Annotated in this window: 22 protein-coding genes; 8 read left to right on the forward strand and 14 right to left on the reverse strand. The window is 69.2% G+C overall.

Translation table 11 applies throughout. The features are described 5' to 3' along the window. The first annotated feature begins 34 nt into the window (after positions 1-34). On the forward strand, positions 35-1,198 hold the full coding sequence (locus AVZ66_RS10630; protein WP_058984058.1) for an NAD-binding protein: 1,164 nt from the start codon (positions 35-37) through the stop codon (positions 1,196-1,198). Here AVZ66_RS10630 and AVZ66_RS10635 read toward each other — a convergent pair whose 3' ends face one another. Continuing rightward, positions 1,199-2,641, reverse strand: coding sequence for an HPP family protein (locus AVZ66_RS10635; RefSeq protein WP_058984059.1), 1,443 nt, complete (start codon positions 2,639-2,641; stop codon positions 1,199-1,201). A gap of 49 nt (positions 2,642-2,690) precedes the next feature. After that, positions 2,691-3,467, reverse strand: coding sequence for a nucleoside phosphorylase (locus tag AVZ66_RS10640; RefSeq protein WP_058984060.1), 777 nt, complete (start codon positions 3,465-3,467; stop codon positions 2,691-2,693). Positions 3,468-3,578: 111 nt separating this feature from the next. Between AVZ66_RS10640 and AVZ66_RS10645 the strand changes: the two genes are divergently transcribed. Both AVZ66_RS10645 and AVZ66_RS16280 read left to right on the forward strand, forming a co-directional pair. Continuing rightward, on the forward strand, positions 3,579-4,085 hold the full coding sequence (locus AVZ66_RS10645) for a hypothetical protein (RefSeq protein WP_058984061.1): 507 nt from the start codon (positions 3,579-3,581) through the stop codon (positions 4,083-4,085). A gap of 8 nt (positions 4,086-4,093) precedes the next feature. Next, positions 4,094-4,246: a hypothetical protein gene (locus AVZ66_RS16280; protein WP_157575650.1), complete on the forward strand. Its 153-nt coding sequence runs from the start codon at positions 4,094-4,096 to the stop codon at positions 4,244-4,246. Between the two features lie 78 nt (positions 4,247-4,324). Here the strand turns inward: AVZ66_RS16280 and AVZ66_RS10650 are convergent, their stop codons facing one another. From AVZ66_RS10650 to AVZ66_RS10675, 6 genes are read right to left on the reverse strand one after another with little or no spacing between them, the layout of a single operon-like run. Beyond that, positions 4,325-5,260, reverse strand: a complete 936-nt coding sequence (locus AVZ66_RS10650) for a hypothetical protein (RefSeq protein WP_058984062.1) — start codon at positions 5,258-5,260, stop codon at positions 4,325-4,327. Positions 5,261-5,296: 36 nt separating this feature from the next. Next, the gene (locus AVZ66_RS10655) at positions 5,297-6,187 is read right to left on the reverse strand and encodes a carbohydrate kinase family protein (protein ID WP_058984063.1); all 891 of its coding nucleotides are present in this window, start codon (positions 6,185-6,187) and stop codon (positions 5,297-5,299) included. 24 nt (positions 6,188-6,211) lie between these two features. Continuing rightward, on the reverse strand, positions 6,212-7,030 hold the full coding sequence (locus AVZ66_RS10660; RefSeq protein WP_058984064.1) for a DUF63 family protein: 819 nt from the start codon (positions 7,028-7,030) through the stop codon (positions 6,212-6,214). 34 nt (positions 7,031-7,064) lie between these two features. Next, positions 7,065-8,009 carry a ribose 1,5-bisphosphate isomerase gene (locus AVZ66_RS10665; RefSeq protein WP_058984065.1) on the reverse strand — a complete coding sequence of 315 codons (945 nt, stop codon included), beginning with the start codon at positions 8,007-8,009 and terminating at the stop codon, positions 7,065-7,067. Positions 8,010-8,054: 45 nt separating this feature from the next. Continuing rightward, positions 8,055-10,421 (reverse strand): methyl-accepting chemotaxis protein, encoded by a 2,367-nt coding sequence (locus tag AVZ66_RS10670; RefSeq protein ID WP_082678829.1) that lies wholly within the window; start codon positions 10,419-10,421, stop codon positions 8,055-8,057. After that, complete coding sequence (locus AVZ66_RS10675) at positions 10,418-11,650, reverse strand: ABC transporter substrate-binding protein (protein WP_058984066.1); 1,233 nt, start codon at positions 11,648-11,650, stop codon at positions 10,418-10,420. The genes AVZ66_RS10670 and AVZ66_RS10675 overlap by 4 nt, the downstream gene beginning before the upstream one ends. A 121-nt stretch (positions 11,651-11,771) precedes the next feature. Between AVZ66_RS10675 and deoC the strand changes: the two genes are divergently transcribed. Then, a complete protein-coding gene (deoC, locus tag AVZ66_RS10680) occupies positions 11,772-12,410 on the forward strand; it encodes a deoxyribose-phosphate aldolase (RefSeq protein ID WP_058984067.1) in 639 nt (212 codons plus the stop codon). Between the two features lie 73 nt (positions 12,411-12,483). Further along, a complete protein-coding gene (locus AVZ66_RS10685) occupies positions 12,484-13,785 on the forward strand; it encodes a tRNA (N(6)-L-threonylcarbamoyladenosine(37)-C(2))-methylthiotransferase (RefSeq protein WP_058984068.1) in 1,302 nt (433 codons plus the stop codon). A gap of 3 nt (positions 13,786-13,788) precedes the next feature. Here AVZ66_RS10685 and AVZ66_RS10690 read toward each other — a convergent pair whose 3' ends face one another. The 4 genes from AVZ66_RS10690 to AVZ66_RS10700 all read right to left on the reverse strand — a co-directional run bounded on the left by AVZ66_RS10690 (position 13,789) and on the right by AVZ66_RS10700 (position 16,088). Beyond that, positions 13,789-14,316 carry a hypothetical protein gene (locus AVZ66_RS10690; RefSeq protein WP_058984069.1) on the reverse strand — a complete coding sequence of 176 codons (528 nt, stop codon included), beginning with the start codon at positions 14,314-14,316 and terminating at the stop codon, positions 13,789-13,791. A 63-nt stretch (positions 14,317-14,379) separates the two neighbouring features. Then, complete coding sequence (locus tag AVZ66_RS16665) at positions 14,380-14,526, reverse strand: hypothetical protein (protein WP_197407755.1); 147 nt, start codon at positions 14,524-14,526, stop codon at positions 14,380-14,382. A gap of 85 nt (positions 14,527-14,611) precedes the next feature. Further along, on the reverse strand, positions 14,612-15,505 hold the full coding sequence (locus tag AVZ66_RS10695; protein WP_058984070.1) for a cation diffusion facilitator family transporter: 894 nt from the start codon (positions 15,503-15,505) through the stop codon (positions 14,612-14,614). A gap of 40 nt (positions 15,506-15,545) precedes the next feature. Next, positions 15,546-16,088, reverse strand: a complete 543-nt coding sequence (locus AVZ66_RS10700; RefSeq protein WP_058984071.1) for an HIT domain-containing protein — start codon at positions 16,086-16,088, stop codon at positions 15,546-15,548. A 122-nt stretch (positions 16,089-16,210) separates the two neighbouring features. On the opposite strand from AVZ66_RS10700, the gene AVZ66_RS10705 reads away from it, so the two are divergent. Next, the gene (locus tag AVZ66_RS10705) at positions 16,211-16,411 is read left to right on the forward strand and encodes a hypothetical protein (protein ID WP_058984072.1); all 201 of its coding nucleotides are present in this window, start codon (positions 16,211-16,213) and stop codon (positions 16,409-16,411) included. On the opposite strand, the gene map is transcribed toward AVZ66_RS10705, so the two are convergent. Together map and AVZ66_RS10715 are read right to left on the reverse strand one after the other, a co-directional pair. Then, positions 16,408-17,298 carry a type II methionyl aminopeptidase gene (map, locus tag AVZ66_RS10710; RefSeq protein WP_058984073.1) on the reverse strand — a complete coding sequence of 297 codons (891 nt, stop codon included), beginning with the start codon at positions 17,296-17,298 and terminating at the stop codon, positions 16,408-16,410. The two genes, AVZ66_RS10705 and map, sit on opposite strands and share 4 nt — an antisense overlap. A gap of 160 nt (positions 17,299-17,458) precedes the next feature. Continuing rightward, entirely contained in the window at positions 17,459-18,337 is an 879-nt protein-coding gene (locus tag AVZ66_RS10715; RefSeq protein WP_058984074.1) for an isoaspartyl peptidase/L-asparaginase, read from the reverse strand. 142 nt (positions 18,338-18,479) lie between these two features. Here AVZ66_RS10715 and icd point away from each other — a divergent pair, with 142 nt between their 5' ends. Both icd and AVZ66_RS10725 read left to right on the forward strand, forming a co-directional pair. After that, complete coding sequence (gene icd / locus AVZ66_RS10720) at positions 18,480-19,739, forward strand: isocitrate dehydrogenase (NADP(+)) (protein WP_058984075.1); 1,260 nt, start codon at positions 18,480-18,482, stop codon at positions 19,737-19,739. 158 nt (positions 19,740-19,897) lie between these two features. After that, on the forward strand, positions 19,898-20,188 hold the full coding sequence (locus AVZ66_RS10725) for a translation initiation factor (protein ID WP_082678874.1): 291 nt from the start codon (positions 19,898-19,900) through the stop codon (positions 20,186-20,188).

The following is a 20,188-nucleotide window of genomic DNA, read 5'->3' on the forward strand; positions in this document are numbered from 1 at the left end:
CGTTCTTAAGGCGGGCGACCACGCGCGTGATGACATGGACGTACCGGGCGCCAAGCGTGTGACCGGCCGAGTAGCTGTCGCGCTGACGCTCGCCGTCGCCGCGCTCTCCGTCGGCGTCGGCATCCTCGGCATCGTCAATCCGACGGCGAACTTCGGGCCGTTCGCGCAGTACATCCCCCCGACGGTCAGCCAGACGGCGGGCTTCACGGGCTCGCTGACCGGTTTCCTGATGGTGATGAGCGCGCTCGGCCTGCGCCGCGGCCTGCGGGCGGCGTGGTACTCGACGCTCGTTCTCCTCCCCGTGACCGCCCTGCAGGGACTGGTGCAGGCGACACCGTACTCGGTGCCGCTGGTGGTGCTGTCGGTGCTCTCGATGCCCGTGCTCGCGGTGGCGCGGAGCCGCTTCGACGAGCCGATTTCGCTGTCCACGAGCCAACTCGCCGCCGGCGGCGCGCTCGCCGGCGTGCAGGCGTACGGCACCATCGGGACGTGGGCGCTCCGCGGGGAGGACGGCTTCCCGGGTGTGACCACGATGCTGGACGCGTTCTACTACACGCTCGTCACCTCCAGCACCGTCGGCTACGGCGACGTCACGCCGGTCACGCAGGAAGCACGGCTGTTCTCGCTGTCCGTGCTGGTGTTGGGGACCGCGAGTTTCGCCATCGCGCTCGGCGCGCTGCTCGGTCCCGCCCTCGAAGCCCGGTTCGCGAGCGCCCTCGGACGCATGACACAGAGCGACCTAGAGTCCCTCGACGGCCACGTGGTCGTCGCGGGCTACGGCGACCTGACGGAACCGATTCTGACCGAACTCGCAGAGAGCGGCCGGCAGTTCCTCGTGGTGACGCGGGACGGCGACGACGCCGCGGAACTCCGGGACCGCGACATCGACGTGCTCGCGGGCGACCCCGCCGACGAGAAAATCCTCGCACGGGCGGGGGTCGAGCGCGCCCGAGCGGTGGTCGCGGCGACCAACGACGACGGCGAGGATGCGCTCGCGATTCTCACCGTCTCCGAGTCGTTCCCCGACGTGCGCGTGGTCGCCGCCGCCACCGAACGGGAGAACGAGCCGAAGCTCCGCCGGGCGGGCGCGGACACCGTCATCAGTCCGATGGTCATCGGCGGACGGCTGCTCGCGCGCTCGGCGCTCGGCGACGAGCACGCCGAGGCGGAGGCCGCCCACGTCCTCGACGACGAGTAGTCACGCCGTGTGGACGATGGCGATGTCCGTGTCGAGGTCGCGGACGCGCTCGTAGGTCGGCCGCGAGAAGAACTTCGACGCCGCCGAGCGGTCGGTGCTGGCGCCGAGGAACACGAGGTCGTAGTGGGCGTCGTTGCGCTCGACGAACTCTTCGATGGATGACCGCGAGACGCGCGTCTCACAGCGCGTGTCCACCGTCTCCGTGAGATTCGCGAGCATCGACTCCGTGGGGCGGCGTTCGCGCTCGGTGTCGATGCACGAGCAGACGCTGATGGAGCCGTTCCGGCTGGCGAGCCGGCCGGCGTAGTCCAGCATCGCGTGCGCAACATCCGACGCGCTGCGCACGGGGACCATGATGCGCCGCCAGCGCGTGCGTTCGCCCGTGGACTGGAGCGCGACGACGTCGATGTCGCTGGCGAACAGCGACCGAAGGAACGGCGTCAGCGTGGCGTCCTCCCGGCACTCGAACGGTGTGACGACGAGGTCGCAGTTCGCCTCGTCGGCCGTCGACAGCACCGTCCCCGCGGCGTTGCCGTCCGCGACTGCGACCGCCACGTCGCAGGGGACGCCGACGCTCGTTTCGATGCGCGCGGCCTGCTGTTCGAGTTCGCGCGCGGCGGCGTCGGCGGCCTGTTCCTCGCCGGTGGACTCGGCGTCCTCGACGTAGTCTGCACCCTCGGTGCCGATGCACTCGCGCTCGGCGGCCGCGATTTTCTCGTCGTCGACGATGTCCAGCAGGACGACCTTCCCGGCGTCGTGGGCGGCCGCGATGCGCGCGCCGAGCATCGCGGTCTCCTCGGCGGTGTCCCCGCGTATCGGCACGATGACGTGGTCGTCGGCTTCCGTCGTCCGGTAGAGGTAGCGGGCGCGCTCCTCGTAGACCTCGCGGCGCCACACCACGAACACGACGGCGACCAGCGACGACGACAGCGCGACGCCGGCGACGTACGCGAACTGCGCGGTCCCCGTGATGAGCACGAGCAGCGCGGTCGAGAACGCGGTCGGGAGTTCGAGGTCGAGCGCCCACGTCGCGCCGCCCGTGAAGAGGACGCCGAGCGCGGCGGCGCCGGCGTTGATGCCCAGCGACGACGGCGGGATGCCGTACGCGTACGACGCCGCTTCGACGGCAATCCAGCCGCAGAACGCGCCAACGGTCATGCCGCCGACGAACGTCTTCGGGTTCGAGTAGCGGCCCTCGGGCTCGGAGAACAGCGTGTAGGTGCCCGACGCCAGCGGCGGGAACAGGAGAAACGACACCGCGCCGACGGTGTTCGCCAGCAGCGTCACGAGGCCGACGAGCAGCGGCACGAACAACAGCACGCAGACGTGCAGGAGGTTGCTGGTCGTCTCCAGCCACTTCCGGAACGACCGGAGTTCGCGGCGTTCGAGTCGGGCGGCGCGCCGCCGCGCCGCCGCGAGCCGCTGCCGCAACTCCGAGAACATGTTCAGCCAGTCCGCGAGCCCGGCAGTTGGGTGTTTCGGCTGGCGGGCGTCAGGCGAGTCGCGTCACGGCGTCCAGCGAGATGTCGATGGCGCGCGCGACGTTGTTCTTCGCTTTCTCGGGGAGTTCGTCGTCGCTGTCCGCGCCCTTCTGGTTGCCGGCGACGAGGTTGCCGTCGGCCGTGCAGATGGCGCCCGCGGCGAGGCCCTTGCGGCGCGCCAGCGAGAAGACGGTCGCGGCCTCCATCTCGACGGCGAGCAGGCCGGCATCGTTCCAGTCGTCGACGAAGTCCTCGTCCTCGTTGTAGAACGCGTCGTCGCTGACGATGGGGCCGACGTGGACTGTGGCCCCGGAGGGGCCGTCGCGGGTCGGGGAGTCCTCGTGCGACCCGACCCCTTCTCGTGCTTCGGCGGAGTCCACGAGGCTCGTGAGTACGTCGAAGTCCGGGACTGCGGGGTAGACTTCGGACTCGTAGCGCTTGCTCGTGCCCTCCTCTTTGGCGGCGCCGGTCGCGACAATCATGTCACCGACATCGATGTCCGCTTGGAGCGCGCCGATGGTGCCGACGCGCAGGAACGTCTCCACGCCCACGCGCGAGAGTTCCTCGACGGCGATGGCTGCGGAGGGGCAGCCGATGCCGGTCGAGGAGATTGTGAGGTCGACGCCGTCGTAGGTGGCGTTGACGACCTTGTACTCGCGGTTCTCGGCGACGACCTCGCTGTCGTCGCAGTGGCTGGCGATGCGGTCGACGCGGCCCGGGTCGCCGGGCAGCAGCGCGATGTCGTAGACGTCGCCTTCCTCGACTAGCAGGTGGGGCTGTTTGGCCATGCCAGCGATTCGACGCTCGCGGAGAAAAAGAGCGGGGATTGCGGTTAGCGCGCGACGCGGCGGGTCGCCCGTCGAACTTTTTGTACCGGGGCGAGGGAACCGAGCACCACGATGGCGGAGAAGCCGGACTCCACGGCGACGCTCCGGTCTGCCTGTGAGGAGTCTCGAGCCGTATTGGACCACGAAATCGACATCCTGAACGACATCGACGACAAGGCGATTTGGACGGTACGCACCGCCGTCATCATCGTCGGGCTCGTCGTCTCGGCCGCGAGTATCGCCGGCAATCAGGGAGTTTCACCGCCGTCGTCGGTGAAGGTCACGGCAGGTGCCGGCGTGGCGGTGTTGCTCGCGACGATGGCCTCGGGCGTGCTGACGTACTCCATTTCGGCACCTGAACCCGGGATTAGCGCCCAGTACCGGACCGCCGTACTGAACGAGAACATCTCCGAAGGAGCGTGGCGACGCGAACTGCTCGAAGGATACAATCGGTGGATTGCACAGATGCAGCTCGTCAACGAGAAGAACGGTTTCTACCTCTTCGTCACGCAGGCCTCGCTCCTGGTGGGCGTGGTGCTACTGGCTGTCGCCGGAGGTTTAACAGTATGGAAGCTATAGACGACTCTATGCCGATGACCGAACCACGGGAGTCCGGCGAAGAGTTCGGCGACGTGGAGCTGGAGCCCCATCGCTCGTACAAGGCTCCGGCAGCGGTTCGCCGGCTCGCGGCGAAACTCGGGTTCCGGTCGCCGAACGACCCCGCGACCGAGCGCGAATAACTGCGGCTCTCGTCGCGTTCTCTCCGAAGACAGTTCTCTCGCTGTTATCCGTGAGACAGTCGTCAGCTTCGGCAACGCTCAACGGGACACCAGCCCTCGGGGCCGTTCGGATTCCAGCGCGGCGGGCCACTCCGTGTCGATTCCTATCCACGACGCGCCCCAGTCGTCGGTCTCGAAGAACCCGCGGTTCGTCGCAGCGACGGCTTCTCCCGACCCAGTTGCCACGAGCACGGACGCGAGCAGCCCGTTCGGTCCCGGTAGGTCCTCGCAGCGCTCCCAATCAGCATCTGCGCCGTTCTTCCGGAAGACCGCGCTGCTCGCGGTGCCGGCGTCGTGCGCGCTGCGCGGGCCGTCGGCGGCGGAGACGAGCACGCGCTCGGGGTCGCCGGGGTCGCAGACGACGCTCCAGCAGTACGTGCGGTCGAGGCCTGCTTCCACGGTGCGCCAGGAGTCGCCGCCGTCCTCGGTAACGTAGAAGCCGTCGCCGGCGGCCGAGTACGCGAGGTCGGGGCGGTCGCGGTGGGTCGCCATCGAGTGCGTGTCGTAGGGCCCAGAACGAACGCGGTCCTGCCACGTCTCACCGCGGTCCGTCGACCGGACGAGCGCGCCGGCTTCGACGGCGACGTAGAGCCGTTCGGGCGTGGGTTCGAGCCACCGAACGTGGTGTGTAGAGGGTCGTGGTGGGAACGCCCAGTCGTCGCTGGACGGCAAGTCGGTGAGTCCCTCGCACTCGGTGAACGTCTCGCCGCCGGGCGCGTGGTAGACCGCGCTCGGCTCGGTTCCCGCCCAGACGCCCGACTCGTGGACGGCGACTGCGGTCACGTCGCCGACGTCCGCGACGCGCATCCAGTCCGCCGAGTCGGTGTCGGACTGGCGGTAGACGCCGTCGCTGGTCCCGCAGTAGACGCCGAACGGGCCGGCGTCGAGACACTGCACGTCGCCGGAGCGAACTGTCTGGAGGCTGCCGTCGTCGAACGCGAGCACGCGGTCGGGGAACGCCGCGAGGAGTCGCATACAGTCGGCTACACGGGCCACCCACCTAAACGTGGGTCAGAACTGCTGGTCGAGGAACGCCTCGACTTCCGGGTACGTCGGCGCGGTGCGCGCGCCCTCGGCCTGCGCGGCGAGCGCGCCGCAGGCGTTCGCGAACTCCAGCGCGCGCTCGTAGTCGTCCGGGTGGTCGAGGAGGACGGCGATGAAGCCGGCGGCGAAGGCGTCGCCGGCGCCCGTCGTGTCCACGGGGTCGACGTCGAAGCCGGGGTGTTCGAGGGACGCGTCGGGCGTGTGGACGGTCGCGCCCGCCGCGCCGTGTTTCACGACGACGACGCGGTCGCCGACCTCGGACTCGGCGTACGTGGCGTCCTCCTCCAGGATTTCGAGGGCTTCGCGGTCGTTGACGAAGAGGACGTCGCAGCGCTCGATGGTCGCCGCGTAGTCGCGCTCGTCCAGCCGGCGGCCCGGGTCGAACGAGACCGTCGCGCCGGCTTCGGCGGCGAGTTCCGCGATGCGCGTGGCGGTCTCGGGGCGCTGGCTGGTGAGGTGGACGTGGTCGGCGGCCCGGACGTAGTCGGCGTCGACGTCCGCGGGCGCGACGGCTTCGTTGGCGCCGTCGTTGCCGAGCACCATCACCTCGCCGTCGCCGTCCACGACGAGGTACTTCACGCTCGTCTCGGCGTCCTCGACGACGCGGAGGCCGTCGAGGTCGACGCCGACGCGGTCCAGTTCCCGGCGCGCGAGCAGGCCGTTCTCGTCGTCGCCGATGCTCCCGACGAGCCCGGTGTCGACGTCGAAGCCCGCGAGCGCGACCGCCGCGTTGGCGGCGCTGCCGCCCCCGGAGCGGCGCTGGGAGACGATGCGGGCTTCGCCGTCGGGTTCGGGGAGGGCGTCGACGCGGAGCGTGACGTCCCAGTTGACGTGGCCGGCGGCGACGACGCGAACCATGTGCCGGCGGTTGGGTCGGTCGCGCTAAAACCCTGCGGGATTCGCGGCGACGAACAGCAAGACGTTGTGCGCGCCCGGACCGAGGCCGACGGCGGTGACGACGGCGAGCAGGAGGTTGCCCTCCGCGGGGTCCTCGCGGACGTACTCCGCGAGCAAGAGAACGACAGCGGCACCGAGAGCGGTCTTCACGAGGACGAACAGCCAGCCGACGCCGATAACCGGGGCCGTCGGGAGTTCGGCGGCGGCGTGCATGATGGCGGCGGACAGCGGCGTCTGCTCGCCGAAGCCGAGCACGTCCACGCCGACGGCGGTGGAGGTGCCGTCGAGGACGTGCGCGAAGACGGCGAGCGCGCCCGCGCCACCGACGGCGGCGACGTCGTCCGGTCGCAGTTGCTCGACCACCCACCACGCGACGTGGCCGAGGACTGCGGCGGCGACGACAGCAGCGAGCGGCCACGCTAGCGTCAGCGTGTCGTGCGCGAGCGCGTAGCCGACGGCTGCTGCGGTGGGCGCGAGGGTGAGGACGCCACCAGTAGCCGCGAGCGCGAGCAGCGGCCGGGCGGTGCGGCGCGCGGCCAGCCACGTCGCGCCCGCGGCGGCGAACGTCGACGCGTAGACGATTGGGGAGCCGAAGAACGGAGCGATTGCGTCGGGGAACACGCCGAGCTGGAAACAGACGTACAGCGTCGACCCGAGCACCATCCACGGCCCGAACGCCAGCACCGTGCGGTCGGTGACCGGCGGCGACTCGCGGACGAGCAGCCAGCCGACGGCGACGACGGCGACGGCGACGACCGCGAGATACGGGAGCGACGGGAGCGCGAACCCGGAAGGCAGGACCATACCGGGAGGGTGGACGCGCCGCGTGAAAACCTTGTTATTCCTCCGCCCACGGCTCGCTGGTGCCCTCGCCGTACAGTTCCCGCATCAGCGTGACGATGCTCTCGGGCGGGAACTGGCCGCGCTCGGTGACGATGGCGTCGACGTACCGCGGCGGCGTCACGTCGAACGCGGGGTTCTCGACGTCCGGGTCCCCCATCTCCGCGCGCTCGTCGTCGCCGAGGACTTCGGTCTCGTCGCGCATCTCGATTTCGACGGTGTGGCCGGTGAGCGTGTCCGGGTGGAGTTTCAGCGTCTGCGCGGCGACCATCACGGGGACGCCGCGCTCGCGGGCGGAGACGGCGAGCATGCTGGTGCCGATTTTGTTGACGACGGAGCCGTCGGCGGCGATGGAGTCCGCGCCCACGAGCACGTGGTCGACGTCGTCGAGGTAGCGCCGCGCCGCGTTGTCCACGACTATCGTCACCGGGATGTCCCAGTCGCGGAGCTGTTCGGCGGTGATGTGGCCCTGCTTTCGCGGGCGGGTCTCCTTGACGATGGCCTCGATGTCCTTGCCGTCGTCGAGCGCGGCCTCGACGCACGCCAGCGCGTCCGTGGAGTGGCAGTGCGTCATGATGGTGTCGCCGTCCCGCAGGCGGTTCGCGCCGATGGCGCCGAGGTCGTCCTGCGCGCGGTCCAACTGGTCGCGGAACCGCTCGGCCGCCTCGACGGTGGCCGCGCGGAGGTCCGCCACGGAGTTGCCGTCGACCTCGTTGAGGACGTACCGGAGCGCGTTCGGTAGGCTGACCGCCGTCGGGCGAGTGTCCCGGAGGCGGCGCGCGGCCGCGCGGAGTTCCTTCCGGAATTCCGCGGGCGTGTCGGCGTCGCTGTCGCGGGCCTGCGCTTCCAGCGCCTCCGCAGCGGCGCGTGCGATGGTGGCGGCGCCCCGGACTTCCATCTCCGCGATGTCCTCGGCGGTGGTCTCGACCTCCGGTGCGAGCATGCCCGAGAAGAGTTGCCGCGGCCACCTAAGCGTTGGCGAAGCCGGCTACTCGTCGTCGACCTCGAACTGGCCGAGGAGGTCGTTGAGTTCCTCGACGCGGGCTTCGAGGTCGCCGGCGCGGTCGGCGACCTGCGTGACCGAGGCGGTCTGCTCCTCGGCGGCCGCGGAGACGTCTTGGGCCTCCTCGGCGGTCTTGTCGCTGAGGTCGCGGACCTCGTCGGCCATCGTGACGACCTCCTCGGTGGAGGCGGCCTGCTCGTCGGTCGCCTCGTTGATGGACTGCACGCTCGTGTTCGCGGTCTCGACGCGCTCGACGATGTCGTCAAGCGAGGACAGCGCGTCGTCGATGGTCTCGGTGCCGGTGTCGACGCGCTCGCCGAGTTCGTGCATGTCCTCGACGGTGTCGTCGACCTCCCCGCGGACGGACTCCACGAGGTCCGCGATTTCGGTGGCGGACTCCTTGGTCTCCTCCGCGAGGCTCTTGACCTCGTCGGCCACGACGGCGAACCCGTCGCCGTCTGTGTCGGCGTGGCTGGCCTCGATGTTCGCGTTCAGCGCGAGCATGTTCGTCTGGTCGGCGATGTCCGTGATGACATCGGTCACCTCGCCGATGGAGGAGACGGCGTCTTCGAGCGCTTCCACGCGCTCGATGGCGTCGTCGGCAGTCTCCTCGATGCGGTCCAGTTCCGCCATCGCGGCCTCCGCCTGCTCGGCGCCGCGCTCGCCCTCGGCGGCCGCCTTATCGACGGTCTGGGCGACGTCGTCCGCGCTCGCGGCGATTTCCTCGACGGTCGCGGACAGCGACGTCACCTCGTCGCCGACCTCGTCGAGGTTCTCGCGCTGGGTCTCCGCGCTCGCGGAGATGCCCTGCACGCTGTCGCTGACCTGCTCGCTGGCGTTCCGAATCTCGCCCGCGCTGGTGGCGACGTCGCGACTGGAGTCGTCGACGGCGTCGGCGATGTCGCGCACCTGCTGGATGGTGCCTTCGAGGTCGTCCATCATCTCGTTGAACGCGTCCGCGATGGCCTGCATCTCCTCGCTGTCGGCGTCCGGGTCGAGGCGACGCGTCAGGTCGCCGTCCGCGGTCGCTGCCATCTCCTCGCTGAACGCGTTGGCGGTCGCCTCCAGTTCGTCGTTGAGGCGCTCGGCCTCCTCGCGGGTCTGCTCGGCGTCCGCTCGCGCGGCCTCGATGTCCGTGATGAGGGTTTCGAGGCGCTCGTGCATCTCAGACAGCGAGTCGCCGAACGACCCGGGGAGGTCCTCGTCGAGCACGTCGTCGTCGAACTCCTGTGCGGCGAGGGCGTCCGCTTGGTCGGCGGCGGTCCGGAGGTACGACCGCATCGAGCGGAACGACCCGACGAGTTGGCCGACCTCGTCGGTGCGGCGGGTCTCGGGGAGGTCGGTGTCGAGGCGGCCGGCGGCGATGGCGTTCGCGCGCTCGGCGACTTCTTCGAGCGCGTTCGAGGTGCGCCGGCCGACGGTCAGCCCGACGGCGGCGACGCCGACGAGCGCGATGACGACGAGCGCGACGACGCTCGTGGTGACCTGCGACTGGAGCGCGTACGCGTCGCTGCGGGGGACGTGGTACGCGAGCACCCAGTCAGTGCCGACGACGGGCGTGTACGCCGTCGCGTACTTGCCGGCGTCCATGCCCGTGCGCTCGCTCACGACGCCGAACGTCGTGTCACCGGCGCGCGCGGTCTGGACGCCCTGCGGGAGCGCGCCGTCGCTGGTCGTGTACGGCTCAAGCAGTGCGCGGTTACGGTTGTCGAAGACGACGTCGCCGTCGCCGCCGACGACTTTCACGTCACCGGTAGCGGTCGGGGAGTTGAACGACTGCGAGCGCTCCGCCAGCGACGCGGTCAACACGACCGCGCGCCCGGACTCCCCGACGGCCGTGGAGAACGCGACAACGGGTTCGCTGCCTGCTTCGTAGGGTTCGGAGAGCGCGACGTCGTCGACACCCTCGCGAAGCGTGGACAGCCACGGCGTGTCGTCCGAGGAGAGCGTCGACCCCGCGCGGTCGTCGTCGGTGCTCGCGACGACTTCGCCCGCGGTCACGTCGACGTAGTGAATCGAGTACACGTCGGTCGGAAGCGTCGCGAACGTGCGTTCGAGGCGCGTGCTGACGTTCGCGTCGTCGCCTTCGAGGTCGTTCGCGATGAACCGCGTCGTGGCCTGCTTCTGACTCACCCAGTCGTTGAGCGCGGCGGCCTGCTGGTCGGCGATGCCGGAGACGTCGGCCTCCGTGTCGGCGCCGACGGTCTGCTGGGTCTGGAGGTGGACGACGCCGCCGGCGGCCGCGAGCACGAGAACGACGACCAGCAGGAGGACGTTGAACTTCAGCGCGTAGCTTCCGCGCACCCGGTCGGGGAGGTACTTCTCGAAGCGGCCGTCGATGCGGTCGCTCACTCGCCGTCACCCCCGAAGTACGAGCGCTGGAGCAACTCCAGTGTCTGTACGCTCCCGGAGTTGACGCGCTCGATGAGGTACGACGACAGCGGTTCGAGGTCCGCTTGGAGGTCGACGGCGCCCGAGGCCCCGCGGTAGTTCACTTCGCGACCGGCGTCGAACAGCGTGCTCGCGCGGTCGAACTGGCCGACCGTGACGGAGTGGCCGGTGCCGCCGGCGACGTCGCGCAGCGACTGCGCGATTGCCGTCGAGGAGACCTCGCTGGCGCGCTCGCCGGCCAGCGACGCGAGCATCGCGGCGTCGTAGGCGTTGGTCGTGTACGCCATCAGCGGCTGGAGGTCAGAGAGTTCGCGCTGGAGGCGCTGGGTGCCGACGGTGCGCGCGGACGCCACGGAGGGCGTGTACGTGCCCTCGTAGTTGTCGTCGGTGGCGTCCAGTGACATGCCGGCGCTGACGACGACGTCGCCGTCGTAGTCCGCGCCCACGAGTTCGTTCAGGACGGTCGCGGAGGGGCCGGGTGTTCCGACGAAGACGACCGCGTCGGGGTCGCCGCCGGTCGCGGCGTCGACCCGGGTCGTGGCGTTCGGCTCCGAGGGCGCGAACGGCACCGTCGCGCGGACGGTGGTGTCGGTCGCGTTCTCGATGCCGTCGACGAGCGCACTGCCGAACGCGTCGTCGACGTAGAGGATGGTGGCGTCCGCGGCGTCGGCGTACCGGGCGTCGTCGAGAATCTTCGCCATCGCGGTGGCCTGCTGGCGGTCGTTCGGGCACGTCCGCCCGAAGAACTTGGCGTCGTCGGTGCGGCCAGCGGACGCCAGCGACGGACTGGTGCTGGACGGGCTGATGAGCAGGACGCCGTCCTCGGCGGGGCGGTCGGCCAGCGACGCGGTGACGTTGCTGAGAACCGCGCCGACGATGGCGACGGCGCCGGCGTCGACGAGCGACTGGTAGGCGTCCTCGGCCGTCGCGGGGTCGGCGGCGGTGTCCGCGGACTCGTGGACGACGGTGCGACCGTGGATGCCGCCAGCGGCGTTGACGTGCTCGACGGCCGCGTCGATAGCGCGCTGGTGGTGGGAAGCGAACGTCGCGAGCGTTCCTGCGCCGGAGAGCGGGAGTAGTGAACCGATGGTCACGGGGTCGTCTTGGCCGCCGAGGCCGAGACAGCCCGCGCCACCAGTCAGCGCGGTGGCCGTCGCAGCGAGCCACCCGCGCCTGCTGACTTCGTGCATACCACCGACAGCCGAGTTCCCCCACTTAAGCTTTGAGTGCGAGTTATCAGAAGCATCAATTCAGCCCCGCTCCGTCGAATGTTTCGCCAATATTTTAATGAAAGACTTGGTTACTCGTACCATGAACCGCGAGGAGGTCGCCGCCCGCATCGACCACACCGTACTCGGCCCCGAGACGACGCCAGCGGACGTCGAACGCGTCGTCGAGGAAGCCGACGAGTACGGGCTGAACGTCTGCATTCCGCCGTGTTACGTCGCCGACGTCCGGAGCTACGCCCCAGACGACCTCACCGTCGCCACCGTCATCGGGTTCCCCCACGGGCAGCACACCCCGGCGGCGAAAGCAGCGGAGGCCGAACTCGCGCACGAGGACGGCGCCGACGAACTCGACGTGGTGACGAACGTCGGCCGCCTGAAAGCCGGCGAACTGGACGCCGTGCGCGAGGACCTCGAAGCCGTCGTCGACGCCACCGACCTCCCGGTGAAGGTCATCATCGAGACGCCGCTGCTCGACGACGACGAGAAGCACGAGGCGTGTCAGGCCGCCGTCGACGCGGGCGCCGACATGGTGAAGACCGCGACCGGCTTCTCGGACGGCGGCGCGACGGTGCCGGACGTGGAACTGATGAGCGAGTACCTCCCCGTGAAGGCCAGCGGCGGCGTCGGCGACTACGCGGACGCAGTTGCGATGTTCGACGCGGGCGCCGAGCGCATCGGCGCGAGTTCCGGCGTGAACATCGTGGAGACGTTCGACGACTAGGCAGTCCTCGCCGGGAGCGTCGCCGGCTATCGTCGTGCTTTTGGCCGCGGGCGGCCAACGATTGGGTCAACGCATGGCCCAGTACCACATCGAGACGTACGGGTGTACCTCGAACCGCGGCGAGAGCCGCGAAATCGAGCGGCGCCTCCGCGACGCCGGCCACCACAAGGTCGAGGGGGCCGACGACGCGGACGTCGCCATCCTCAACACCTGTACGGTCGTGGAGAAGACGGAGCGCAACATGCTCCGACGGGCCGAGGAGTTGGAGGACGAGACGGCGGACCTCATCGTCACCGGCTGTATGGCGCTGGCGCAGGGCGAGGAGTTCGCCGACGCGGACGTCGACGCGCAGGTGCTGCACTGGGACGACGTGCCCGAGGCCGTGACGAACGGCGAGTGCCCGACGACGACGCCGGACGCCGAACCCATCCTCGACGGCGTCATCGGCATCCTCCCCATCGCCCGCGGCTGCATGAGCAACTGCTCGTACTGTATCACGAAGCAGGCGACCGGGCGCGTGGACTCCCCGCCCGTCGAGGAGAACGTCGAGAAGGCGCGCGCGCTCGTCCACGCCGGCGCGAAGGAGATTCGCATCACTGGACAGGACACGGGCGTCTACGGCTGGGACGAGGGAGAGCGCAAGCTCCCCGAACTCTTGGAGCGCATCGCCACCGAAATCGAGGGCGACTTCCGCGTCAGAGTAGGGATGGCGAACCCCGGCGGTGTCCACGGCATCCGCGAGGAACTCGCCGACGTGTTCGCCGAGCACGACGAAATCTACAACTTCCTGCACGCGCCCGTGCAGTCCGGCAGCGACGACGTGCTCGAAGAGATGCGCCGCCAGCACGAGGTCGAGCAGTATCTGGACATCGTGGAGACGTTCGACGACCGCTTGGAAGAGTGGACGCTGTCGACGGACTTCATCGTCGGCTTCCCGACGGAGGACGACCAGGACCACGAGCAGTCGATGGCCCTCCTGCGGGAGACCCGGCCGGAGAAGATCAACGTCACGCGGTTCTCCAAGCGCCCCGGCACGGACGCCGCGGACATGAAGGGGCTGGGCGGGCAGACGAAGAAGGACCGCTCGAAGGCGATGACCGACCTGAAGATGGACGTGGTCGGTGACGCCCACGAGGAGATGGTCGGCACGGAGCGCGACGTACTCGTCACCGAGCAGGGGACGGGGGACTCCGTGAAGTGCTACGACCAGTCCTACCGCCAGATTATCGTCCAGAACGCCGCCGAGTACGGCCTCGAACCCGGCGACTTCGCGACCGTCGAGGTCACCGGCCACCAGACCGTCTACGCGTTCGGCGAACCGGTCGCGCCCGCTGACGCCGACGCGGACGGCCGCGCGAGCACGACCGCCGACTGAGGGTCACGTCGCCGCTCCGTTCTCACCGTTCTCGCCGTCAATGAGTCGCCGCAGGAGCCACTCGGCGGCGAGCAGGACAACCGTAGCGACCGCGAACACGGGTGCGAAGACGAACCCCCAAATCGAGAGGACGCCCGTCTCGCCGCCGACGTGCAGGAACGCGTACCACGTGAACGCGGTCACGACGAACAGCGCGAGAAGCGCCGAGAGGTAGCGGAAGCGGGCGTACGCGTACGTCGTCCCACCCGAGAGGACGGCGGAACCGACACCGCCGATGGCGACCCAGGCGGCGAGCGCGTCGACGGCCTGCGAGAACGCCACCGGGTAGAAGACCGCGCGCACGACCGCCCAGAGGCCGAGCGTGAGGACAGTGTAGATGGCAGCGACGCGGACGGCAGCGGTTCGGGGCGACCACTCCGGCCGCAGGAGGGCGAGCCGGCTGACTGTCGACGCGACGGCGAGCGCGACCACGCTGGCGACGCCGGCGGCCGCGAGTGAACTCCCGAGGACCGAGCACCCCTGGCCGGGCATTAGCGAATAGACGAAGGAACGACACTTAACGGCGGAGCGGAGTTCCAGCGACTGCGAACAGCGTTACCGCTTCGTCTGGACGTTCGTGCTGCCGCAGTCCGGGCACTGCGTCATCGAGCCGAGCGTGGGATGCGTGCCGGAGTCCCAGTCGCCGTTCGACGGCGCGGTACGACCGCACCCGAGACACTGCAGTTGGGTCGCCTCGCTCATGCGCGGCGCTTCGACGCGAGCCCTGAAAGAAGTTCCTGCCGTTCGGGCGCTACGGGTCGCTTCGCCGTCAGCACGCCGGGCGTCGCTACGCGGGGCCGCCGTCCTTCCACTCGCCGAGTTCCTTCGGGTCGACGTGGACGAACACGTCGTCGACCTCCGGAATCTCCCGCACCGACTCGATGATTTCGGTCTCGATGTCGTGGGCCTCGTGGAGGGTCATCTCGCCCTCGACTTCGACGTGGAGGCTGACGTCGACCTCCGGGCCGACGTAGTGGGCGACGACGTCGTGGGCGCCCTCCACCTTGGGGTGGGCGAGCGCGCGTTCGAGAATCTCCTCGCGGAGCTCCTCGGAGGGTGCGGCGCCGACGAGGTAGTTGACGTTGTCGCGGACGATTTCGTAGCCCGTGTAGAGGATGCCCAGCGCCACGACGAGCGCCGCCAGCGGGTCCAGAATCGGGTAGCCGGCGGCGGAGCCGAGGACGCCAGCCAGCGCCGCGCCCGCGGTGAGGATGTCGTTGCGGTTGTCGAGAGCGGTCGCGCGAATCGCGGGCGAGCGGTAGCGCTCGGCGACGTCCAGACAGTAGTAGTAGAGTGCGTACTTCCCGACGGCGGTGCCGACGAGCACGACGACGCCCGCGAGGCCCGCGCTCCGGCCGTACGACCCCGCGAGCAGCGACGACGCCGCCGACCAGATGACGGCGGCGCCGGCGCCGAGGACGCCGACGGCGACGAACAGCGAGACGAACGGCTCGATTCGCTCGTGACCGTGCGGGTGTTCGAAGTCCGGGGGCTGCGTGGTGAGGTAGAGACCGCCGACGACGACCAGCGAGTACGCCACGTCCGCGAGGCTGTTGACGGCTTCGGAGCCGACAGCGATACTGCCGGTCGTCCACCAGACGACGGCTTTCGCTGCGACGAGGGCGAGGTTCGCGGCGAGGACGACGCCGCCGACCCGCCGGACCGCGCGTCTCCGGTCCATCGACACAACCTTCCTCGCCCGGGTGGTTCGGTGTTTCGATTCAGTCGAAAACGAGCTTCGGCGCGCCGGCCTCCGTCTCGACGGCCGCGGGGTGGTCGGCGAACGCCTCGTGGAGGCGGTCGTAGGACTCGTCGAGGGCTTCGACGATGACCTTGGTGTCCCCGATAACGGGCATGAAGTTGGTGTCGCCGCTCCACCGCGGCACGACGTGCGTGTGGAGGTGGTCGTCGATGCTGCCGCCGGCGGCGTCGCCGCCGAGGTTGAGGCCGGCGTTGAAGCCGTCCGGGGAGAACGCCGCTTCGAGCGCGTCGAAGGTCGCCTGCTTGAGGCGAGCGTGGTCGAGCAGCGTCTCGTCGTCGAGGTCAGTGTAGTCGCCCGTGTGCTCGCGGGGGATGACCATGCAGTGCCCGGGGCTGTACGGGTAGTTGTTCAACATCACGAGCGCGTGTTCGGCGCGCGCGACGACGAGGTTTTCCCGGTCGTCGCCGCGCTGTGGGTACTCGCAGAACACGCAGTCGACGTCCTCGTTCTTGTCGTCGCGTTCGACCCACTCGATGCGCCACGGCGCGAACACCTGGTCCATACCAGAGGGTCGGCGGCCCACGCCAGGTGTTTTACGGTGAAATGTATGTCAAATGTTCACATTCACCACTTTGGTCGGTTATTTACTTGCGGGAGTTGTCAGCTCGAAGTGGAGTGGTCCCGATGGCCAGTAAAACCCCACAGGCCGACGCCATGACCGAGCCGTGCCCAACCTGCGGGTACGAGACCCCGCACACGGTCACCGTCGAACTCCGAACGGAGAGTGCCGACGACCAGAACGCGGCGTTCTCCCGGGAGCCCTACCGCGTCACGACCTGCCGGGAGTGCGGCGACGTGCGCGCCGAGCGCATGAACGACGCCTAGTTCGTCGTGACTTCGCAGCCGTCTTCGGTGACGACGAGCGTGTGCTCGTCTTGGCTGACGAGCGCGCCCTCCTGTTCTTTCAACACCGGGTACGACCGCACGATGTCCGCCATCTCGAGGCGGCGGAGACTCATCTCCGCGCGCGGCCCGTCCAGCCACCGCGCCGCGAACGGCAGGCCGTCGAACTGTTCGAGGTCGTCGAGCAGTTGGCGCGCGCGGCGGTCCCGGACGCTGCCGTCGCCGACGACCTCGTAAATCTCGGTCGCCGACCCCTCCGAGACCTTCCCCGTCCCGGTGGTGGCGAACGGCTCGATGGCGAGCACGTCACCGACCTGCAGTTCCGTCCCCGAGTCCAGTTTCCGGTTCGGGACGTTCGGCCCCGTGTGCGCGTCGAAGACGTCGACGCCGTGCCCGGTGAGATTGACCACGGGATTGTAGCCGTAGGCCTCGATGACGTCCTGAATCTCGGCGCCGATTTCGCCCGTGTGGACGCCCGGTTCGACGGCGTCCACGGCGGCGTCGAGCGCCTCCTCCGCGGCTTCGACGAGTTCGGGGTTCCCGGAGAGGTCGACGGTCGTCGCGGCGTCCGCGATGTGGCCGTCGACGTGCACGCCGACGTCCAGACACACCATCTCCTCGCCGAACTCCGTGTCGTCGTCGGCGCCCGGCGCGGCGTGGCTGGCCTCCTCGTCCACGCTGATGTTCACGGGGAACGCCGGTTCGCCGCCGAGTTCCCGGATTCGCTCCTCGGCGAACTCCGCGACCTCCAGTTGCGTCGCCCCGACCTCCACGCGGTCGGCGGCCGCCTCCATCACGTCCGTCAGAATGTCGCCGGCTTCCACGTACTTCTCGTACGCCTCGGAACCGACTTCGACGCTGTCTGCCATACCGAATCGTTCGCCCGAACGCGGGAAAGAGGTTGCGGGATTGCGCGGTCGAGACCGCGCGCGAACGACGCTGCGCCGACTCGCCCGACCACGAGGAAGAACAGCGCCGCTCACGGCTCACTGCGTTCGCCGCTCGCGATAACGAGGGTCTTCGCTGCGCTCAGACCGTCGCTGTCTGCATCTGCTCGGAGTTGAACGCCTCCCCGACCGTCCCGTCCCCGCCGAGCACGATGACGCCCGCGGACGACCCAGTCATATCGTCGAACTCCTCGATGGCTCGGTCGGCGGCCGCCTGCGCGTCCAGTCCGGATTCGAGGTGGCGGACGGCGCGCCGCGTCAGCGTCGCCTTCGCGATGTCCTCGCCCGCGCCAGTGGCCGATGCCGCACCCGCCGGCGCCGCGTAGAACCCCGAGCCGATTTGAGGGACGTCACCGACGCGACCTGCGAGCGCGAGCCAGCGACCGCCCGTCGACGTCGCCGTCGCGAGCGTCTCCCCGTCGAACGCCACCGCGCCCACCGTGTCGTGGTCCTTCTGGTCGCGGCCTTCAGGGTCCGTAGCGCCGAACTTGTCCCGAAGCCAGTCACGATGTGCGAGCGGGCCGCCCTCCGGGCGGTCGTCGAGCGCGTCCCAGCGCTCGCGGGTGTCCTCGCTCCAGAGGTCGCACTCGACGTCGATGCCGATGTCCGCCGCGAAGTCGACGGCGTGGACGCCGTTCAAGAGGACGTGTGGCGTCTCCTCCATCACGGCGCGAGCGACCGAGACGGCGGCCTCGACGCCCGGCATCGACGCCGCCGCTCCGGCCTCCCTATCACTCGTCATCAGGCCGGCGTCCGTCCGAATCACGCCGTCTGACTGGACCGCTCCGCCCGTCCCCGCGTTGAATCGGGAGTCGGCTTCGAGAACGCGGATTGCGGCCTCCACTGCGTCCACAGGGTCGGCCTCGTCGGCGCCCGCGTCCGCGGCCTCGTCGAGAGTCGCCTGTCGCGGCACTGGTTCGTCCACGCTCGCGCCCGCGCCGCCGTGTACGATGACCTGCATACGCCAGCCTGTCCGACCCGACCGCTTAGTGTGGTGGGGTTCGTGCGCCCCTCGCCGGACCGACACCGAACTACGGGGCGTGTTGACGTACCTGCGCGAAACAGCAGTCCTTTTAGGCGCTTCGGGAGACCTTCATATGACTATGAGCTACGAAAACATCGACATCCCCGAGAACGGTGAGAAGATCACCTACGACGAGGACACCGACGAGATGGAAGTCCCCGACAACCCCATCATCCCCATCATCTTCGGGGACGGAATCGGGAAAGACGTCGCGCCCGCCGCGCAGAAAGTACTCGACGCCGCCGCGGAAGCGACCGGCCGTAACATCGAGTGGGCGCGCGTCCTCGCCGGAGGGTCCGCACGCGAGGAGTTCGACGAGAACCTCCCCGAGGAGACAGTCGAGGCAATTCGCGAGCACCGCGTCGCCATCAAGGGCCCGCTGACGACGCCCGTCGGCGCCGGCTTCCGCAGCCTCAACGTCGCGCTCCGCAAGAAACTGGACCTCTACGCGAACGTCCGCCCGACGTACTACCTCGACGGCGTTCCGTCCCCGGTCAAGAACCCCGAGGAGATGGACATGGTGAACTTCCGCGAGAACACCGAGGACGTCTACGCCGGCATCGAGTGGGAGGCCGGCACCGACGAAGTCGAGAAGGTACGCGACTTCGTCGAGGACGACATGGGCTTCGACGAGACCATCCATCAGGGCGACGTCGGCATCGGCGTCAAGCCCATCACGGAGTTCGGCACGAAGCGCCTCGTCCGTCGCGCCATCGAGTACGCCATCGAGAACGACCGTGACTCCGTCACGCTCGTCCACAAGGGCAACATCATGAAGTTCACCGAGGGCGCGTTCCGTGACTGGGGCTACGAGGTCGCCGCCGAAGAGTTCCCCGAGGAGACCATCGACGAGGACACGCTCTGGGAGGAACACGACGGCGACGCCCCCGAGGACAAGGTCGTCGTCAAGGACCGCATCGCGGACAACATGCTCCAGCAGCTCCTGACGCGAACGGAGAACTACGACGTTCTCGCGATGCCGAACCTCAACGGCGACTACCTCAGCGACTCCGCCGGCGCCCAGATCGGCGGCCTCGGCATCGCGCCGGGCGCGAACTTCGGCGACGGCCGCGTGCTCGCAGAGCCGGTCCACGGCTCCGCGCCCAAGCACGCCGGCAAGGACAAGGCGAACCCGACCGCGATGATTCTCTCCGGCAAGCTCATGCTGGAGTCCATCGGCTGGGAGGACGCCGCGGAACTCGTCCACGACGCCGTCGAAGCCCAGATTAGCGAGCACCGCGTCACCTACGACCTCGAACGGCAGGTCGAAGGCGGCGTCAAGCTCTCGACCTCCGAGTACGCCGAGGAAGTCGTCGAGCGCATCGAAGAACTCGCCTGAGGCGAGTTCTTCGGGCCCTCGGCTCGCGCCGAGGATATCGAGGACCTCGCGTAACGAGGTCTTCGCGCCGTCTCTAACTCGTTTCTTCTTTCGACCCGCTACTCGTCAGCGACGCATCGGCGACAACGCATATGCGTCTCGGTAGCGTACTACAGAGCGTGCCAGAGGACGACGACTTCGGCGGCATCGACGTACCGGGAATGGAAGACATCGCGCGGGCCGAGCAGGAACTCACCGTTCGCGTCGAGCGGCGCACGTACGACAAGCCCGTGACCGTCGTGGAGGGGTTCGACCCCGACGCGACGGACGTCGGCGACGTGGCGACGACGCTGAAGAAGTCCCTCGGCGCGGGCGGCACGGCCAAGGAGACCAGCGTCGAGGTGCAGGGCGACCACGAGGACCGCGTGAAAGACATCCTCGAAGAAGAAGGCTTCACCGTCGAGCGGTAG

Source organism: Halobacterium sp. CBA1132, from assembly GCF_001485535.1.
Lineage (GTDB): Archaea > Halobacteriota > Halobacteria > Halobacteriales > Halobacteriaceae > Halobacterium.

Bases quoted from the DNA above. Each gene is read 5' to 3' on its own strand.
- AVZ66_RS10630 (WP_058984058.1), top strand. From the start codon at position 35: ATGGACGTACCGGGCGCCAAGCGTGTGACCGGCCGAGTAGCTGTCGCG.
- AVZ66_RS10635 (WP_058984059.1), bottom strand. From the start codon at position 2,641: ATGTTCTCGGAGTTGCGGCAGCGGCTCGCGGCGGCGCGGCGGCGCGCC.
- AVZ66_RS10640 (WP_058984060.1), bottom strand. From the start codon at position 3,467: ATGGCCAAACAGCCCCACCTGCTAGTCGAGGAAGGCGACGTCTACGAC.
- AVZ66_RS10645 (WP_058984061.1), top strand. From the start codon at position 3,579: ATGGCGGAGAAGCCGGACTCCACGGCGACGCTCCGGTCTGCCTGTGAG.
- AVZ66_RS16280 (WP_157575650.1), top strand. From the start codon at position 4,094: ATGCCGATGACCGAACCACGGGAGTCCGGCGAAGAGTTCGGCGACGTG.
- AVZ66_RS10650 (WP_058984062.1), bottom strand. From the start codon at position 5,260: ATGCGACTCCTCGCGGCGTTCCCCGACCGCGTGCTCGCGTTCGACGAC.
- AVZ66_RS10655 (WP_058984063.1), bottom strand. From the start codon at position 6,187: ATGGTTCGCGTCGTCGCCGCCGGCCACGTCAACTGGGACGTCACGCTC.
- AVZ66_RS10660 (WP_058984064.1), bottom strand. From the start codon at position 7,030: ATGGTCCTGCCTTCCGGGTTCGCGCTCCCGTCGCTCCCGTATCTCGCG.
- AVZ66_RS10665 (WP_058984065.1), bottom strand. From the start codon at position 8,009: ATGCTCGCACCGGAGGTCGAGACCACCGCCGAGGACATCGCGGAGATG.
- AVZ66_RS10675 (WP_058984066.1), bottom strand. From the start codon at position 11,650: ATGCACGAAGTCAGCAGGCGCGGGTGGCTCGCTGCGACGGCCACCGCG.
- deoC (WP_058984067.1), top strand. From the start codon at position 11,772: ATGAACCGCGAGGAGGTCGCCGCCCGCATCGACCACACCGTACTCGGC.
- AVZ66_RS10685 (WP_058984068.1), top strand. From the start codon at position 12,484: ATGGCCCAGTACCACATCGAGACGTACGGGTGTACCTCGAACCGCGGC.
- AVZ66_RS10690 (WP_058984069.1), bottom strand. From the start codon at position 14,316: ATGCCCGGCCAGGGGTGCTCGGTCCTCGGGAGTTCACTCGCGGCCGCC.
- AVZ66_RS16665 (WP_197407755.1), bottom strand. From the start codon at position 14,526: ATGAGCGAGGCGACCCAACTGCAGTGTCTCGGGTGCGGTCGTACCGCG.
- AVZ66_RS10695 (WP_058984070.1), bottom strand. From the start codon at position 15,505: ATGGACCGGAGACGCGCGGTCCGGCGGGTCGGCGGCGTCGTCCTCGCC.
- AVZ66_RS10700 (WP_058984071.1), bottom strand. From the start codon at position 16,088: ATGGACCAGGTGTTCGCGCCGTGGCGCATCGAGTGGGTCGAACGCGAC.
- AVZ66_RS10705 (WP_058984072.1), top strand. From the start codon at position 16,211: ATGGCCAGTAAAACCCCACAGGCCGACGCCATGACCGAGCCGTGCCCA.
- map (WP_058984073.1), bottom strand. From the start codon at position 17,298: ATGGCAGACAGCGTCGAAGTCGGTTCCGAGGCGTACGAGAAGTACGTG.
- AVZ66_RS10715 (WP_058984074.1), bottom strand. From the start codon at position 18,337: ATGCAGGTCATCGTACACGGCGGCGCGGGCGCGAGCGTGGACGAACCA.
- icd (WP_058984075.1), top strand. From the start codon at position 18,480: ATGAGCTACGAAAACATCGACATCCCCGAGAACGGTGAGAAGATCACC.